Annotated in this window: 14 protein-coding genes; 8 read left to right on the top strand and 6 right to left on the bottom strand. The window is 57.9% G+C overall.

Translation table 11 applies throughout. The features are described 5' to 3' along the window. Positions 1–2: 2 nt before the first annotated feature. Positions 3–632: a hypothetical protein gene (locus tag PSR62_RS06130; protein ID WP_274406932.1), complete on the bottom strand. Its 630-nt coding sequence runs from the start codon at positions 630–632 to the stop codon at positions 3–5. A 302-nt stretch (positions 633–934) separates the two neighbouring features. Here PSR62_RS06130 and PSR62_RS06125 point away from each other — a divergent pair, with 302 nt between their 5' ends. Beyond that, complete coding sequence (locus tag PSR62_RS06125) at positions 935–1429, top strand: 6-pyruvoyl trahydropterin synthase family protein (RefSeq protein WP_274406931.1); 495 nt, start codon at positions 935–937, stop codon at positions 1427–1429. 133 nt (positions 1430–1562) lie between these two features. On the opposite strand, the gene PSR62_RS06120 is transcribed toward PSR62_RS06125, so the two are convergent. Both PSR62_RS06120 and PSR62_RS06115 read right to left on the bottom strand, forming a co-directional pair. Beyond that, complete coding sequence (locus PSR62_RS06120; protein WP_274406930.1) at positions 1563–2747, bottom strand: DUF502 domain-containing protein; 1185 nt, start codon at positions 2745–2747, stop codon at positions 1563–1565. Positions 2748–2794: 47 nt separating this feature from the next. Then, positions 2795–3790 carry a ComF family protein gene (locus PSR62_RS06115; protein WP_274406929.1) on the bottom strand — a complete coding sequence of 332 codons (996 nt, stop codon included), beginning with the start codon at positions 3788–3790 and terminating at the stop codon, positions 2795–2797. A gap of 810 nt (positions 3791–4600) precedes the next feature. Between PSR62_RS06115 and PSR62_RS06110 the strand changes: the two genes are divergently transcribed. After that, on the top strand, positions 4601–5356 hold the full coding sequence (locus PSR62_RS06110; protein WP_338020141.1) for an RNA polymerase sigma factor: 756 nt from the start codon (positions 4601–4603) through the stop codon (positions 5354–5356). A 711-nt stretch (positions 5357–6067) separates the two neighbouring features. Further along, positions 6068–6376, top strand: coding sequence for a hypothetical protein (locus PSR62_RS06105; RefSeq protein ID WP_274406926.1), 309 nt, complete (start codon positions 6068–6070; stop codon positions 6374–6376). Between the two features lie 756 nt (positions 6377–7132). On the opposite strand, the gene PSR62_RS06100 is transcribed toward PSR62_RS06105, so the two are convergent. Beyond that, entirely contained in the window at positions 7133–7504 is a 372-nt protein-coding gene (locus PSR62_RS06100; RefSeq protein WP_274406925.1) for a hypothetical protein, read from the bottom strand. Positions 7505–7725: 221 nt separating this feature from the next. Between PSR62_RS06100 and PSR62_RS06095 the strand changes: the two genes are divergently transcribed. Beyond that, positions 7726–8175 (top strand): nucleoside deaminase, encoded by a 450-nt coding sequence (locus PSR62_RS06095; RefSeq protein WP_338020173.1) that lies wholly within the window; start codon positions 7726–7728, stop codon positions 8173–8175. Between the two features lie 2 nt (positions 8176–8177). Here the strand turns inward: PSR62_RS06095 and PSR62_RS06090 are convergent, their stop codons facing one another. Beyond that, the gene (locus PSR62_RS06090; protein WP_274406923.1) at positions 8178–9284 is read right to left on the bottom strand and encodes a hypothetical protein; all 1107 of its coding nucleotides are present in this window, start codon (positions 9282–9284) and stop codon (positions 8178–8180) included. A gap of 567 nt (positions 9285–9851) precedes the next feature. After that, entirely contained in the window at positions 9852–11558 is a 1707-nt protein-coding gene (locus PSR62_RS06085) for an ABC1 kinase family protein (protein WP_274406922.1), read from the bottom strand. Between the two features lie 8 nt (positions 11559–11566). Between PSR62_RS06085 and PSR62_RS06080 the strand changes: the two genes are divergently transcribed. The 4 genes from PSR62_RS06080 (at position 11567) to PSR62_RS06065 (ending at position 17196) form a co-directional block, all read left to right on the top strand. Beyond that, the gene (locus PSR62_RS06080) at positions 11567–13240 is read left to right on the top strand and encodes an ABC transporter permease (protein ID WP_443217365.1); all 1674 of its coding nucleotides are present in this window, start codon (positions 11567–11569) and stop codon (positions 13238–13240) included. A 39-nt stretch (positions 13241–13279) separates the two neighbouring features. Beyond that, complete coding sequence (locus PSR62_RS06075) at positions 13280–14239, top strand: ZIP family metal transporter (RefSeq protein WP_274406919.1); 960 nt, start codon at positions 13280–13282, stop codon at positions 14237–14239. A 23-nt stretch (positions 14240–14262) separates the two neighbouring features. Then, a complete protein-coding gene (locus tag PSR62_RS06070) occupies positions 14263–15258 on the top strand; it encodes a cation diffusion facilitator family transporter (protein WP_274406918.1) in 996 nt (331 codons plus the stop codon). Positions 15259–15333: 75 nt separating this feature from the next. After that, complete coding sequence (locus PSR62_RS06065) at positions 15334–17196, top strand: alkaline phosphatase D family protein (protein ID WP_274406917.1); 1863 nt, start codon at positions 15334–15336, stop codon at positions 17194–17196. The last annotated feature ends 1 nt before the right edge of the window (position 17197 follow it).

The following is a 17197-nucleotide window of genomic DNA, read 5'->3' as shown; positions in this document are numbered from 1 at the left end:
GTTCATCCCGGTGGTAGCAAGCAATCCGGTGCAGCGTCACGTCTCGCAACCAATGCCAAGGCCGTTCGACACGCATCCTGATCGCGGCACCAACGCCAATCCGCGAAACGAAGCAGTTCGTCCTCTTGGAACAAAAAGCACCGGATGCATTCTTTGCGAACCACATGCCGGTCCTCGCAAGTCATGCAGAACAGCCAAACTTTTCGCGGCATCGAGGAGGTCGCAAGCCACCCCGTCAGAATGCTGGCAGCATCATTGAGAATCTCGAACCCGACTCGACCTTCCGTCGGCACGATCGGTGCATTCAAAGTTGTCGAACGAGCCAACTGACGCAGCGTCTCCCGGGCGGAAGGGTTGTCGTAGGCATCGTCGATGGTTCGCCTCGGAGCAACGTTACGAAACACCAACTGCACCGTTCCGTCTTCCCCCTCGACCGGCAACAAGTAATGAGCCTGGAACAGCAGCTCGTCCGAGTCGCCACGGCGAAGCCGATCCAGATACTTGAGTCGTTTCCGAAATAGCACCCACCAACTGATCGCGATGCCCAGCAGAACGCCCACCGCTTTGCCGAGCACTTCGGGGACGACACGCTGCCACTCCATCCCCGAGAGCCACTCCAACCACGCATCCATTCAAATCACCCCGCAAATGCATCAACCAATAGCAAACCCGAACCAGCCATCTGGTTGCGCAAGCTAGCACAACCTCAACTGAACACGGGCGTCACGTGCTCTCGAACCGACACTCGTCTATGATTGTTCCGGCACCACTTCGAAACAGGTACGCAGGTGTCATCGGGTATGTGAGCCGCTTGGCGTTCGCCACGGTTCCCGCGCTCAGCCAAGGCCAACGCCCAAACCGCTCACGGGATTCGGCTCAATCATTCCTGTGTCCCTGCTTCCTCCACCACTCCTTTTTCCTTCGCCATCACTTCATGTCAGCCACGTTTCGCGTCGACGTCTCCAAAGAACAATTCATTTTCTCTGCTGCACACTTCATCACGTTCGCGGGCGACATCTGCGAGCGCATTCATGGGCACAACTACGGCGTCCGGGTCAGTGTGGAAGGGCCGCTGGATGAGAACCGCTACGTCGTCGACTTCATCGCCCTGCGCGATGCCGTGCTGAAACAGACTCAGGCACTCGATCACCACGTGATCCTGCCACGTGATCACAAAGAAATCCTGATCACGCAGGACGAGACGGAAACCACCGCACGTTTCCGAGAGCGACGTTGGGTCTTTCCGAACGAAGACTGCATCATCATGCCGGTCATCAACACCACGGCGGAAGAAATCGCTCGTGTGATTGCGGAAAACGTTCGCCAGCAAACGCGAGAACAATTCGGCAATGCACTGTCATCGATCGAGGTCGCCGTCGATGAAAACGCTGGCCAATGGGGCGTCTGCAAACTGCCCTGGAACGAGTGATCACGTCTCTGAGCAGAGGCAAGATCGAGGGATGCCGACGGAGGGCCTCCGTCGGCGACCGAACCGGCGACACGGTCCCGCACGAAAAGACGGTCCAATGCTATCCGAGCAAGGTTGAGAACAATTTGTCCTCTCAAGTGCTCGGTGAGGTCGCGCCGTCACGGGCGACGGCATCCCCAATCGCAGGCACCACGATCTGCTTGGCTGGTTTCCCGCCGGGCACGTCGTATCGCTGATTGATTGGAACCACCACGCCGCAACTGACGATGAACTGCAAGGCCTCATCAATGGTCAAATTCAAGTCGATCGCTTCGCTGCGGCGCACGCTGACCGTGAACCCGGTCATCGGCATCGGGCTGGTCGGCATCAACACGCTCAGCATCGGTTCGCCGGCGGCCTCCGAAACCTCACGCATCCCATTGCCAGTCACAAATCCAAGCGACCAAATGCCGTCGCGTGGGTACTGAATGGCGACGACGCGGTTGAACTCAATCTGCCGATCGTCAAACGCGAAGTCGGTGATCTGCTTCACGCTCCCGTAGACCTTGTTGACGATCGGGATGCGCAGAATCGCGGCATCAAACGTCGTCACGAACCATCGCCCGATTCCCCCGGTGAACAAACGCCCGAGGAAATACAGCAGCATGAAGAACACGATCAAGAAGACCGGGACGACCACCGATCGCGGCATGTACTGAAGCTGGACGAAACGATCCCAGTACCCCATCGCACTGTTGGGTGGAACCGCAGCGGGACCAAACGCATCGATCTCTGAATCAACTCGCTGGACCACGTACCCCGGCAGAAAACGTCGTCCAGTTGGATCGGGAACGTACGACAGACCTTTGTAGGTGAAGCCGCGTTGACTCAGCTTTCCCTGCGATCCGTCCGGCGAATCATTGACGATCGCACCTTCCGGTGGTTGCTCGAATGTCTCGCTCACCGCTGGAATCAGAACAAAGCGTCGAATGCCAGTCTCGACCGGCAACAACACATAGTTTTCGATCGCATTCCAAGCCCAAATCAACACCACAATTGTCAACAACGGTGGCAGAACGACACCCAATCCGCGAACGATCGCGCGGCGGGCACCACCTTTGTGGTGCGTGGAGGTTTCGCCTTGGTTTTCGAGAGAAGTGTCGGTCGATTCAGTCATCGTGCGGGAAAACCGGATGAGAAGATCATTGGGACGATCGCTCGCCAAAAGGACTTCGCCCCAACAGGAAGAGAAGTCATCGTGAAATGGGACGTTGTTTCCGCCGCCGCGTCCAACCGCACGACAGACTTTAACACGGAATGCCGATCCACGAACCCGCATACTCGCCCCAACCAACCCAATCGGCAAGGAAGGATACGCTCCACCATTCATTTTGGTGCGTCACGAATCGCCCGAGCAACCACCAGCAAATCCACTCGGGCGGCACCGGCATCCAACAACACCCGAGAGATTTCATCGGCGGTCGCGCCGGTTGTCATCACATCATCGACCAAAAGAACATTCCGCCCCAGCAGTCGTTTTCTCCATCGCCTTCGAACCTGGAACGCTCCCCGCACATTTTCGCGGCGAGCCATGTCGTCCAGGAACGCCTGCTTTTGGACTGAGCGAGTGGTTTCCAACAGCGATCCAAACGAGAAATTCAGCTCTCGGGCAAAGCGACTGGCCAGCGAACCAGTCCCGACACCGCCCCGCCGAAACTGACGCCAAAACGGGCTGGGCACATGCGTCACGACCAGCGAACACCCTGATTCCGCTTCCGCCTTCGAACCGGGGTTTTCGGGGGCGGGGTGTTCAGGGCAGAGAGCTTCGGAGCCCGGATCTTCGGGGCGGGGGGAATCGAGACCGGGGGATTCGGGCCCAGATGACTGGAGCCTATCCGCCAATCGACGGGGTTCTCCCACGCGGTAACGATCCGCCAACCGGACTGCCAATTCGCGTGCGATCGCCGTGTTGCGAGGGTACTTTGCCGCGATGATTGCTTGGCGAACCACCTCGTGATACCGATAAACCGCCGTGGCGGACGCGAATGCAAACGGCGTTTCTCGTCGCACACATTCCGGGCACGGCAACTCGCCCTGCCCCAACTCGCCCTGCCCCAACTCATTGTGTCCCGAAGCGGGCCAGGCACACCGCAGGCAAGCCGACTGCATCGTCGGAGCCGACTGCACCAGCGAGGTTTCGCAGAGCTGGCAAAAGGACGCGAATCGCCGCCGCGTGACAGACGAATCCACCGAGGAATTCCCCCGCACCGAAGCCGGTCCGGTCAGTTCGCCACACAACACGCAGACCGGTGGAAAGAGCAGCGGAGCCAGCAATTCGCCGGTATTTCGCACGCCTTCGATCAAAAAGTTGGTGCTTTTCACAAAATAACTTTGTGTTCCCGCGAACCTTCTGCTGAAATGAAGCTCTAACCAGTCAGCGACATTCCGCCTCGTAGAGACGGGGAAGTTGTATGAAGCGTTCGGTCCTGGGAAGCAACCCGTTGACCGATTCGCGATTGTAACGAATTCTAATGTCCTTACTTTTCCGTTTTTGAGCTCCATCACCGCACCGAGAAAATCGGCGCAGGGAGGATTCGATGCGTAACCTGATCTCGACTCAACGTGTTGTCCGCATTTCCCACATCGTGGCTGTCATGCGTACCAATGCTGCCGAGACTCTGCGCGCCGTCATCCATTCCTGCTCATTGCAGTGGGAGGGCCTCGGTTATCCGGGGTCCAGCGCCCCGGAGCCTCTGGCAGCCAGTTTTGCGGCAATGAAACCCTGGCGGTTTTCTTTTGCCACCGACCAAACGTGTCACAGGTCCATGCGATAAGGCCCCCGCCTTTTCCTCGCATTGAACTGAAGCACGCCGCGAAAAGTCTCTGGCACGCCTGACCCGTTGGGTCACGCCGTTGATTTTTCGTATGCCGCCCATCGCGTTTCGCATCGGCAGCGCCCCGCTCGGATCCGAACCTCGCCTGCACCTTCGTCCATCGTTCCCATCGATGGCAGAAGTCTTCCTCACAGACTTCTGACAAGAACGTGGTGCATCGCCGAAGTTCTCGCATCCGAACACGAGGCTCGCTGACGACTCGGATTCATCGATCGGGCTTTCCAACTGGTTTGAAACAATTCAGCAGGCAGTCGCTTGGCTGACCTGAACAGGAAAGTATTCCCGGAACCCCGGGAGGATGGACACCATGAAGATCACCCCTGATTTCACGACCACCGTTTCGCCGTCTGACGGCAACGCCATCGTTCGCAACTCCGCGTCCCCATCTGCCTCGGGTCAAACCGTGGCCCAATTGGTGATCGCCGCTCAAGGCGGGGACCAGTTGGCATTTGGTGACTTGTTCGAACGGTATCGACCGATCATCGTCGCTTTGGCGATCAGTCGCGTTCGCAACCTGCACGAAGCCGAAGAATTGACCCAAGACGTGTTCATCCAAGCGATGCAAAAACTGGATCAACTTCGCGTGCCGGAAGCGTTTGGTGGATGGTTGCGTCAGATCGTGCACCGCATGGCGATCAATCGATTCAGCCGACAACGAACCGCCACCGCTTGCGATCCAGAAACCCTGGAAGCCACTTGTGTCGATGACACCACGCCTGAAAACGTGGCGCAAGACCGTGAGCAAGCCGCGGCGGTACGAAGCGGGATCGCCCGTCTGGGAACCTTGGACCGTCAAACGCTCAACGCGTTTTATCTCAATGGACAATCGTTGATTGAGATGAGCGATGCGTTCGATGCCCCGGTCGGAACGATCAAGCGTCGTTTGCACACCGCGCGACGTCGATTGGCAGAAACGCTGCAAGACGAAATGGCTTTGGGGGATTCGGCGGACGACCGTGCCGACGAATCCCCGGCCGTCTTGCCGATGCCATCGGCCCGTGACCGGTCGGACGATTCCATGGATGACTCCGCCTTGATCGCGCAAGCGGTCTGAATGGCGGTGGACGCCTCTCTTGGTAGCTGGATTCGCCAGAATTCAGAGGCACGAGTTGGTGAGGCTCCGAATTCTTGGCGAATCCGGCTACAGTCTTGCAACTACGTCAGTTTGTGACGGACGCGTTGCCCCTCGTAGGCCAGGTCCCACCTGGCACTGGCTCTTTGCCAAACAACACCGCCCTCGCGATGAAAGGTTGCCCGAACGCCTCGCTTGGTTCCCAAGCATCGGCTTGGTGCCAGGTGAAACCTGGCCTACATCTTAAGAACCCCGCCCGTTGCAAACGGGAGGGGTCGGAAAGCGAGCGTTCGGCGACATTTCCGGGGGAGGGCAATCCCCTGCGGCCACGGCGTCCTACCGAAGAACAAATTCACCCTCCTGGCAGGAGGGTCGAGCGAAGCGAGGGGAGGTCGAACGCGATCACGTGGGTCCATTGAAAAAGTAAAATGGACAATCACAAACATCCACCTCACCCAGCCTCAGCCAATCCCTTGGTTTGCATCGCCCCGGCGAATCGGGCAAACTGGAAGTCTCCCAGCGGGGGGAGGCCCCGCAGAGAACAAGTCCCGGTTCACTGAGAACAAGTCTCTGCGGAGTCAAAACGCTCGACTTGTTCTCACCGCCCAAACACCTCATCTCAGTCGGTCCAACTGCTGAGAAACAGGTTATTTGATTGAAGAACGAACGTCCGACACAACTGAATCGAAACCTATGACAGATTCCGCATTCAAACTTGGTTCGAACCTGATCACGAATTCTGTTGTAATTTCGACCGATCAACAACCGAACCGATTTGATGGCGAGACGGAATTGATCAATCAAACGTATCTTCGTATTCACGGATCAGCTAGCGGCTTCCGTTGGCTCTCTGCCTTGTTTGCCGAACTCGCGGATCGTGCCAGCGACGAACATCCGGCCGGCGTTGTCTTCGCACCAGACTTCACTCCCGTTGCACTGAATGGCTGGGACAAACTGGATATATCCTGCGATCCAAGCGTGGACAACCAGGACGACAAATAACAATCCCGTGCACCGTAGGACGGCTTGCGCGTTTACTTGAATGGAAACTCAACCGTCCGTCCGTGGTGACGGGTGGCGCTACTTGATTGAAAATCCATGATTCCGCCAAAGGGATTAAACTGGACTGCTGAAAAGTTGGTGTTGACACGACTTCAAGTGACGCAAGCTTTCATCCCGGTAGGGATGTCAGATGGTAGCCGTCGGTAAGCGATAGCGCCACCGATGGACACTCCCCCCCACGCCGCCACTCTCCCTCCCGCCGTGCCCATTGGCCACGGCGGGAGGGAGAGTTTTATGAGAGCTCGTTTTCCGGGGGTAAGCTGCTTCGCAGCAACCCCCGGCTACCATCTGAAATCCCTACCGGGATGAAGAAAGACAGAAGCCGGAAGACAAATTGCATTCGCGGTCGGAACGCCAATAGTGAACTGGCCTGCGAAACGCCCAAGATGTTTTCCACCCAAACCGCAGAGCGGTGACATTTGCTAGCCTCGGGTTTCAACCCGAGGTCCCTGTTGACCCTGCACCGGTTCCGAGCCGCGGAGCGGCGACAGGTGGGTTCGCACTTGTTGCCACCTGTCGTCGCTCCGCGACTGGGGCGGTGTTTCTGGTACGAATGAACCTTGGGTTGAAACCCAAGGCTGTTCCAATGCCGTCGCTCCGCGACTCAGAAGCGTCGGTTCGAGACCAGCTGGAGTCGTATTTCGTAGACTCGTTCGAGCGACCGGGAGCGTCCCGCCCGCTCGGTTGCCATTCGACTCAGCGGAAATTCGCTGCGTGGAATTGCATGATTTCAACGCAGCGTTGCTCGTAGATTTTCAATCCCGAGTGAGGAACCTCCGGAACAACGATGCGTTCAAAAGGGATCCCCAGCGAGGCCAGAAACTTCATGTACTCCAGGTTGTTTTGGTAGTTGAAACCTTGGGTCCCAACGTAAATCATCCAAGCAACCTCGGGGGTCTTCGTCTTGGAATAGCCGCGTGCCAAATCCCAAGTGTTGTCGCCTTTTGCAAAGACCAGTGTCTCGGATTCGCGACCTCCTGACTCGCTGATTTTGCGTTCGGTTTCATAACCGCCACCCCCTGCCGCCGCACTGCCAAACAATTCCGGGTAACGCAGTGACAATCGCATCGTTCCTCGCCCGCCCTGCGAGAACCCTTCGATTCCGCGAACAAGGAGGTTTCTGCCAGCAATGACAAACAGGCTACCAAGCAAATGACGCGGCGCATGGGCAATCTTCTTGGGGGACGGAATGTGGGTGGGAATGCAACACTATACTCATCCAAAGCGTGACCAACGCCGCGATGCCGTTGCCAATCCCTTTGCTCCCTGTCACCACCAAGCGACCAACCATGGATCCGTTCTTGCAAGCTGCCCTCGAAGAAGCACGCCTCGGTCTCGAAGAACACGGGATCCCAATCGGCTCCGTGCTGGTGATCGACAACGAGATCGTTTCGCGTGGCCACAACCGCCGGATCCAAAACGGCAGTGCGATCTTGCACGCCGAGATGGATTGCCTGGAACGAGCCGGTCGCCTGACCGCAAGGGACTACTCACGATCCACGCTGTACTCGACGTTGTCCCCGTGTGACATGTGCAGTGGCGCCGCCCTGCTCTACAAAATCCCACGAATCATCGTGGGCGAAAACAAAACGTTCCAAGGACCGGAATCCTACGTCCGCAGTCGAGGCGTCGAATTACACATCATCCATGATCCAGATTGCATCGAGCTGATGCAGACCTTCATCCAAGACAACCCAACGCTCTGGAATGAAGACATCGGCCTGCCAACTCAAGATTGATATCACGCCTTGGTTTCTTGCTCCACCGCCGAACCAACGCCACATTTTTCACAGGCGGGCAAGAGCGAATGACGAACTCCACCGCATTTCTCACAGGCGTGAAAAAGCGTCGTTTCGCAACACGGGCAGGTGTAAGGCTGGTCGAACGCTGATGCATCCCCAGCCACCGCGACGGGAGTTCGTTTCCTCAAACTTCGCCGCGTCCAAACCGCGAATTTGAGTGGTCCTCGCTGGATCGGATAATCACAGACTGGGCAGAAAAAATGGGCATACGCTTCGCGGTACTGACGCAGCAACCAATCCCGACTGGGGCGGGCGATCAGGCGCAGCAACCGAACCAACACCCCGACTGCAATCGCCAGCGACAACACGATCAGGATGTACTTGAAGTAGATCGCGGGAAAATGTTCGTGCATCACCAGCAAAACGCGAGCGGCGACGGCACCACTGAGAGCGTACACCAGCATCGCATAGGTCCCGCCAGCCTGCCGCACGAACAACCAACCGCAAACAAGCAGCAAGGGAATCAACAAGGCAAGCTTGTACGCGGCCAGCTTCCATTGATGTTGTTCCGCAAGCGTTTCGTACTCCTCCTCAATCGGCCGACTCGCACGCGTGATCGCATCACCATTCTCACGCCGCAACCGCTCCACATCATCCAACTGATCATTGAGACCAGACAGCTCAGCATTCAACGTTTGTGTTTGGCTTTGATTGGCCAGAAACAATTGCAGACTGTCTGTCAAAGACGTCTGCTGCCCATCACTGAGTGACGTCGCGTTCTCATCGGCATTGCGTTTGAGTTCCAACAGTTGATTGATCGTTTGCTGCGAATCACGGGTGGTTTGCCCGGTCAGTTGTCGACGTCGTTCCGTGGAAGCGATCTGCTGCTTCAGATCCACCAACTGCGCCGCAAGCAATTGTCGCTCGTCCTGCAACTCTTGGGGCAAGCCTTCGTCGAGCATTTGACTGTAGTTCGGCCCCTGAACTCGATCGATGTCGCGAACGATGTATCCGAGCAACCAAAACGCCAGCAAACCCACCGCGACGCTGAACCCGAAAACCATGAAGCGAAGCATGAACGATCCGCGGTGTTTCTTGGTCTTCATCAGTTCGCCTCAAAGTCAACGTTGGTGAATGGAATTTCTTAACCTAAGCAGGTAGTCAGGAGTCTTTGGGTAAGTATGCCGTTTGGCGTTCGCCTAGGCTTTCAAAAAGTTGTTGTTGCAGCGGATTCAACTTTCGCAGGTTTTGTTTCACGACTTCGCCCCAACGGGGCAGCCCTATGCCAGCCCAGGGCAACGCCCTGGGTTATTCCGAGACCAAGATTGCAAAGCCCCAAAGGGGGCGGTCCTAGCGGGTTTCGGGGAGTCCTTCTTAGGGCCGCCCCCGTTGGGGCTCGAATCGGAGTCTCCGTAACGAAACCCCAGGCGATGCCTGGGGCTATCTTAGAGCTGCCCCGTTGGGGCGTAGGACAGAACAAAAACGAATGCCGCATTTTCCGTGTCAAACCTCCAGTTTAAAAAGTCCAGCAATAACCCCGGTTGTGCGTGGGAACCGTGGCGAACGCCAAACGGCTCATCTCCCCGATGACACCTGCGTACCTGCCTAGAGCCTAACCCTTCCAGATTCTTCGCGAAAAATCCGCCAAGTCTTTTTTGGGCGAGGTGGCCTGCCTACTCGCTTCGCAAAATCGCCAGGCACAGGGCGACCATCACGCTGAAACTGGCGATCAATCCGAGCAAACCGAGAATGCTGACCCGCTGAATCCCGAACATCGGTTGATCGGGGAACAGGACCGGTGAGACTTCATAGGACAGCATCAACGCGGACCCCAAGAACACCGCGCTGGTCATCAGTCCCACCACCAAGCGGTTGACCACGGGGGCAAAGCGTTTGGGTTCCAAGCGGATTTGCAACTGCCCCAGTCGAGCTTGGTTCATCAGCGACAGCAACTGTTCGGGCGCGTTCTCCATGAACGCTTCGCTCTCCAGATAAATCCGCCGGGCTTGCCGAATCCGCCGTGCGGGAGTCAAGCGGCGGATCATCACCCGTCGAAGGTACGAGCGAACGATATCAAGCGAATCAAACCCGACGCCCATCTCTCGCAAGGTTCCCTCCAGCGAGATCAGCATTTTCAACAGCAGTGCGGACTGGTTGGGCAAGCCGATTCCATGCCGATGAAGAATCTCGCTGAGCTGGTTCAAAGCCCCAGCCAGATCAAAACGGTCGAGTGATTGACGACCGTACGTGTCGATGAAATCGGCCACGTCGATTTCCAAAGCGGACTGATCCAGGTCCACTCGAGGGTTGCCCACCCGGCGAATCAAACGTGTCAGTCGTCGACTATCGCCGGAGTTGATCGCCGCCAGCATTTCTTCGATCGACTCACGCATCGATTCGTCGATGCGTCCCGTCATGCCGAAGTCGAGAATCGCCAAGCGACCGTCTCGCAAGCAGAACAAGTTGCCCGGGTGCGGGTCGGCGTGGAAGAATCCGTCCTCGAACACCATTCGCAAATAGGTTCGAGCCAGCGTTCGGCCCAACTCCGGCGGCAAGTCCGCTCGCGTCATCTCGGTTGACTCTTCCGTCACCTCGCGATCATCTCGCTCAAAGATTTTCGCCAGCGGTTCGCCGATCATCTCTTCCATGACCAAGACGCGACGCGTGCACAATGGGTCCAGCACGGATGGAATGACAATCTCGGCTTTGTCCGCTTCCAGAATCTGAGCGAACTGCTTCAGGTTGCTGCGTTCACGGTTGAAGTCGAGTTCGCGAAGGATCATCGGCATCAGTTGCCGAACCATGTCCGAGGGTCCCCAGATCGCGAGTGCCTCGACGTGATCCGCCCACTGCGCCAAGCCCTCGAGAACATCCAGGTCCTCGCGCATCATCTTTTCGATGCCGCGACGCTGGACCTTCAAGACCACCCGTTGCCCGTCCATCAACTCCGCCCGGTGGACTTGTCCGATCGATGCCGTTGCCAGCGGCACCGGTTCGATGTGCCGGAAGTGCTTGCGGAAGTTCGGGCCGAGCTCTTCTGCGAGCGTTGCTTCGACGACTTCCATGCTGTCGGGCGAAACTTCGTTGCGAAGCTGCTTCAGTTCCTCGGCGATTTCGTTGCCGACGAGGTCAGGGCGAGCCGCCAGGACCTGGCCGACTTTGATGAACGTGGGCCCCAACTCAGTGATCGCCATCCGAATCCGCTGCGACCGCGTGTACTGGGTCAGGGGAACGCCCGAGCGATCTTTGATCCAGTTCTGCAGCGGCAACCGCCTCGTGCGACTGATCCAATCCGCCAACCCGTACCGGCGCAGCACCCTCAGGATCTCGCGTCCTCGACGCAGATTGCGGTACAACTGGGGGATCGATGTCAGCTTCATGAGTTTCCGTGGAGGTGGTTGGTCGCACCATTGTGATCGCAAGCTTGGCAAATCGTCGAGCAGGACGAACTTTCGGCCTCGAAAACCTTCTCTTTATGCCCAATATTCCGCTCGCAGCGTTGGTTCCGCCCGGATTGTCCACGCCCGATCCGAGTTTTGCCGACGATTGGGCAACCGCGATCGCGACGACGATCGAACTGATGCTGGTGTCGGCCGGAATCGCGATTTTGATCGGAGTGCCAACGGCATTTTTCGTCAGCCAATTGCGGCCCAATCACTGGCTGGTTCGAACCTGGACATTCTTCGCGTTCGTGACCTTGGCCATGCCCTTGATCTTGCTGGCGGCAGCCTGGGAATCCACCGCTGGAAAATTTGGATGGTTGGTCACAACCATGACGGGAGGCAACCTGGGCTGGGTCGGATGGATCCATGGGATGCACGGCGTCGCGTTGGTGTCGCTGGCAACCGTCTGGGCGACCCGTCGCATCTCTCCCGTCGCAATTCAACAGGCCAGCTTGGACTTCTCGCCCAACCAGAGTTGGTGGCGTGTCCGCTTGCCGATCGCGCTGCCCTGGATCGTCGCCTCGGTCATCGCCGTGATGGTGCTTGCATCCACCGAAATGAGCGTCGCGGATTTGCACAGTGTCCGAACCGTGGCGGATCAGTTCTACCTGTTCTACTCCGTGGATCCCAACACGACCTCGGTGCTGGTGTCCACGTTGGTTCCGATGGTGGTCGGTGGCGTCCCAGCGCTGCTTTGGTTTTGGTTGCGACGTCGCCGCTGGAACGTTGCTTCCCACGGAGAACTGGAATCAACCACCGCGCCACCCCGTTCCAAGAGTGCTGCCTGGGAAAGCACGACCACACCAGGAATGCACGCCATCGCTTGCGTCGGGGTGACGATCTGCACGTTGCTGCTGTTGCTTCCGCTCGCTGGATTGGTCGTTCAAACGGGGCACACCGTTGAAGTGGTCGACGGACAACGGCAAGCCACCTTTCAATGGCAAGCGTCCATTCGAGCGATCACCGAAGCCCCGCGATTGTTTCAAGACGAAATCGTCTGGACGATTCAGCTCGCCCTGTTCTCGATCCTCTGGACGCTCCCCATCGCAATCGGACTGGCTCGCTGGGCGCGTTCATCCAACGCGGCCGGCGTGGTCATCGACGTTCTGGGGACGATGCTATTTTTGGTGCCAGGACCGGTGATCGGCATGACCGTCGCGGCCATCTTTCGCCTGCCGTTTCCGGGACTGGATTGGCTGGCAACCCACACGCTGGTCCCCACTCTGATCGCGGTTGGCGTGCGAAGCGTGTTGGTGGCCTATGCCATTTTGCGAAACGCCTACGGGGGCATTGACGATGCGACCTGGCTGTCCGGACGGATGGATGGATCCGTCGCTTGGCGATGGTGGCACCTCGAGCTCCCTTTGCTGCGACGCGGGCTAAGCGTGGCGGCCTTGGCCGTGGCAATCGTCTCGGCAGGAGACGTCCCTGCCGCCATGCCAGCCTTGCCGCCTGGCGTGACCACGACCGGCACCCGGCTGTTTGGGCTGCTGCACAGCGGAGCTCGGTACCAGGAGGCATCCTTGGCAATGGTTCACACGGGGATGGTGATCCTGCTGTGCGGAGCGATCCTGGCCGCGCGACTCCACTTGCGTCGTTCAAGCAAAGGCGTAGATTGAAACGTTTCGCCGCGTCCGTACCCTGCTTCGGCCATTGCCTTGTTTGTCCCCGAATCCCTGCTCGCGGTGTACTGTGTGCTGATCATCACGGCCTCGGTCAGTGGTGGCTGGTTGCCATCCTTGGTACGGATGACTCACCTCCGCACCCAGTTGTTGATGAGCTTTGTGGCTGGTTTGATGCTGGGCATCGCGATGCTGCACCTGTTGCCGCATTCGCTGCACAAAATCAGCTCCGCGTCCCAGGCCTGTGGAGGCGTCTTGGTTGGCATCATCACGATGTTCATCCTGCTTCGAACGTTCCACACGCATGTGCATGGGCACGGAGAATCGCACGATCACCATCATGCCCATGGACATCACGACGATCACGCTCATGAACACAGCCATGAAGGGCACGGGGACGAGGGACACGGCCACCATCACGACCACGCCCATTCCAATGCCAAACGCGTCAGCAGCAAACCGCTGGGTTGGCTCGGCATGCTATTTGGCCTGGGCCTGCATACATTGATGGACGGAGTGGCTTTGGCCGCCAGCATCGCTGCGGAATCCCAACATTCGCCGTGGCTTGGACTCGCTGGCCTGGGAACCTTCCTCGCCGTCGCACTTCACAAGCCACTGGATGCCTTCGCGATCACATCGGTGATGAGCAAAGGCGGGTGGACATCGGCTCAACGAACGATGGTGAACCTGACCTTCTCCATGGCCTGCCCGATCGGTGCGATCGCGTTTTACTTTGGTGCCACACAGTTCGCGAACACCGATGTGCTGCTCGGGTGGGGACTGGCTCTCTCGGCCGGGTTCTTCATCTGCATCTCGCTCTCCGACTTGCTTCCGGAGGTCGCTTTTCATGACCACGATCGGCTGAAACTGACCACCGCGTTGCTGTTGGGTGTCGCCTTGGCCGTTGGAATCGAAAGCCTGCCAGGTCACAGTCATTCCATGGCTCCGCTGGAGAAACCGGCTGCTTTGACCAGCATCACCAGCGTGAATCCCTAACCCACTGACCCAGAACGATTCTCATGGGAAGTTGTGACCACGATCATTCGGGCGACTCGGCTGGTGAACCCGAAAGCTGTGGAAGCTTGCACCATCACGGGCTGACCTCCGCCGGCCAGTTCGACACCGTCAGCGACGCAAGATTGCTCTGGTCGGTGCTGCTGAATCAATTCTTGACGGTCGCCCAGGTGATCGCGGGAATCATCTCGGGCAGCGTCGCGTTGCTGTCCGACGCGGCTCACAATTTCAGCGATGCCAACTCACTGCTGATCGCCTACATCGCCCGGCGAATCGCTCGCAAAAAAGCCAACCAGCGATACACGTTTGGCTACCGCCGCGCCGAACTGATCGGGGCCACGATCAACCTCACGCTGTTGGCGGTGGTCGGCTGCTACTTGATTTACGAAGCCATTCATCGGTTCTTCGACCCGCAGCCAATCATTGGTTGGTTGATGGCGGCTGCCGCAGGAATCGCATTGGTTGTCGACCTCGGAACGGCCTTTCTGCTGTGGGCGATGAGCAAGGGCTCGCTGAACGTCCGAGCCGCCTTCATTCACAACCTGGTGGATGCCGCTGGCAGCGTGGCCGTTTTGATCGGTGCCGCCGCGGTCATTTACCTGGACTGGCTTTGGGTGGATGCCTTTTTGACCCTGTTGATTGCTGCCTACATCCTCTATCAAGTTGCACAAATGCTCCCGGAGGCCGCTCGCATTTTGATGGAAGGCGCCCCCGCGAATTTCCATTTTGATGAAATGATCGCGGACCTCGACAAGATCGATGGCGTGTCCGGAATCCACCACGTGCACCTCTGGGAATTGGACGAATTGCATCGGGCCCTGGAAGCTCATGTGGTGATTGAACCGACTCGGTACGAAGACCTTGAGCCGATCAAACGTCTCATCAAGACGTATCTGATCGACAAACACAACATTCGCCACTCCACCCTGGAGTTCGAATTTGCGGCGACGTCCGACTGCCACGATTCCGAGGGCAATCTGATCCACGAGAATTGCCCTTAGAAACACGGGCCGCGCATCCGGCAGGTACACTGGGGCCCCCACCTTTCCCCTGGTCCCATCGACACGTGATGCCCCATGATGCGTTCTCCCCTGACAGTGCTCACCCTCGCACTGGTGGTTCTTGCTGCGGCCCCCTCCACCGCATCCGCCCAGCGTGACCCCAACCGCATGACTCACGGCCCGATGCTGGGCAGGCCATCATCGACCAGCGTCGCTGTCTGGGCCCGCACATCCGACCCCGGCGAATTCTCCGTTCACTACGGAACGCGTCCACCCGAAAACCATGGTGGCGACCTCTCGGAACACATCAGCGAACCAGGGCTCACGCGCATCGAGCATGACAACACGGGCGTCGCAACGCTGAACGATCTCGAACCTGACACGCGTTATCACTACCGCATCTATGTCAACGATCGCCCACAAGGCGAGCCCGGAACGTTCCGCACTCTTCCTGACCAAGCGGGCTCGGAATCCGAACACAACCCGGATGGACTGTTCAACTTTCGCTTCCAAATTGGTTCCTGTGCCAATCAAAATCCGCTTCACGGAATCGGACACGACAGCCCCACCTACAAACACCTCAATCAAGATTGGGCGGACAAAGTCCACTTTCACATCATGAACGGGGATTGGCTCTACGAAGAGCTTCGAGAATACCCGGCTGAAGCTTGGCGACTGACGCAGGGCATCGACGAACTCCCGCAAGTGGTGGCAGCCATGCCAACCGTGACGGGTGTCTGGGAGAACTACAAACTCTACCTGACTCGCAACCATGCGCTGTCGACTTGGCATCGCAACGTTCCATCGCTGTTCACATTCGATGACCACGAATTGGTCAACGACATCTGGGGAGCCTCCGAGGCGGGCAAACGCCATCGGCGAACCGTCTTCCGCGACATCGGAACTTACGCCTGGAACGATTACCTGGGCTGGGCCAACCCCGTCGAATCCGCACAACGTTTGCATGTCGGGACCGCCAAACTGACCGCCGGTAGCGACCTGCTCGTCGATCGCCAAACCAACTTTCGTCAGTTGCCACTGAATGAAATGCTGAATCTGCATGTGCACTGGGGAACGGACACCGCGGGCATCAATGACATGATCTACGACACCGATGACGGCGAAGCCAACTCGTATGTCTATGACATCGTGGAAGTGGTCGATGAACACACCGTCCGACTTCACATGCCCGCCAAAGCCGATGGCCAAGTCAGCTACTCCATCGGGCAACGCAGCTATGGCAAATTCAGTGTCTCCAACTGCGACTTCTTCTTGCTTGACACCCGTGGCGACCGCGACATGCACGATGTTTCCCAACGAGACAAACCGGGCGTCTCGATGCTGGGCAAACACCAACGCGAATGGCTGCTGCGTGAGATGAAAGCCAGCGACGCCAAATTCACCTTTCTGATTTCAAGCGTCCCGATGATGATCCCGCACAGCGGTGCCGGTGGATTCGAAGCCGACGAAGCCAACAAAGAAGAAGCCTGGACGGGCTTCCTGGACGAACGAGAAATGTTGATCGATGCCTGGGACGAAATGGACAAACAGGTCTTCGTGATGACCGGCGACCTGCACAACAGCTTCGCGATCCGGGTGACCGACAACGTCTGGGAATTCTGCTGCGGCCCCCACAACAGCGTCAATCACGTGCCAGAACTCGACGAAAGCGATCGCCCCGCAACGGGACGGTTTCAATTCGGACCGCGTGAATGCGACATCCGCTGGAGCAGTTACGTGCTGGCCGACCTGCCACGACTGGAACGGCTGTACCCGCATTTCTGCGTGGTGCAGGTCAACAATGTCTTCAACATGCCGGTCAAGCAAGGCGACAAACGCTTGGTCGCCTACCCGCATCCGCAGGTTGTGTTCCAGTACTACGACGGCTGGACCGGCGAACTGGCCTACGCGGAATCCATTTCGTTACCGCGGGAGTGAA

Origin of the sequence: Rhodopirellula sp. P2, from assembly GCF_028768465.1 — a bacterium.
In the GTDB taxonomy this organism is placed as follows: Bacteria; Planctomycetota; Planctomycetia; order Pirellulales; family Pirellulaceae; genus Rhodopirellula.
Note: the sequence above shows the minus strand (reverse complement) of the source record. Positions and strands in the feature narration are given on the sequence as shown.

Bases quoted from the DNA above. Each gene is read 5' to 3' on its own strand.
- PSR62_RS06120 (WP_274406930.1), bottom strand. From the start codon at position 2,747: ATGCGGGTTCGTGGATCGGCATTCCGTGTTAAAGTCTGTCGTGCGGTT.
- PSR62_RS06100 (WP_274406925.1), bottom strand. From the start codon at position 7,504: ATGCGATTGTCACTGCGTTACCCGGAATTGTTTGGCAGTGCGGCGGCA.
- PSR62_RS06085 (WP_274406922.1), bottom strand. From the start codon at position 11,558: ATGAAGCTGACATCGATCCCCCAGTTGTACCGCAATCTGCGTCGAGGA.
- PSR62_RS06070 (WP_274406918.1), top strand. From the start codon at position 14,263: ATGGGAAGTTGTGACCACGATCATTCGGGCGACTCGGCTGGTGAACCC.
- PSR62_RS06130 (WP_274406932.1), bottom strand. From the start codon at position 632: ATGGATGCGTGGTTGGAGTGGCTCTCGGGGATGGAGTGGCAGCGTGTC.
- PSR62_RS06095 (WP_338020173.1), top strand. From the start codon at position 7,726: ATGGATCCGTTCTTGCAAGCTGCCCTCGAAGAAGCACGCCTCGGTCTC.
- PSR62_RS06125 (WP_274406931.1), top strand. From the start codon at position 935: ATGTCAGCCACGTTTCGCGTCGACGTCTCCAAAGAACAATTCATTTTC.
- PSR62_RS06105 (WP_274406926.1), top strand. From the start codon at position 6,068: ATGACAGATTCCGCATTCAAACTTGGTTCGAACCTGATCACGAATTCT.
- PSR62_RS06110 (WP_338020141.1), top strand. From the start codon at position 4,601: ATGGACACCATGAAGATCACCCCTGATTTCACGACCACCGTTTCGCCG.
- PSR62_RS06065 (WP_274406917.1), top strand. From the start codon at position 15,334: ATGATGCGTTCTCCCCTGACAGTGCTCACCCTCGCACTGGTGGTTCTT.
- PSR62_RS06090 (WP_274406923.1), bottom strand. From the start codon at position 9,284: ATGAAGACCAAGAAACACCGCGGATCGTTCATGCTTCGCTTCATGGTT.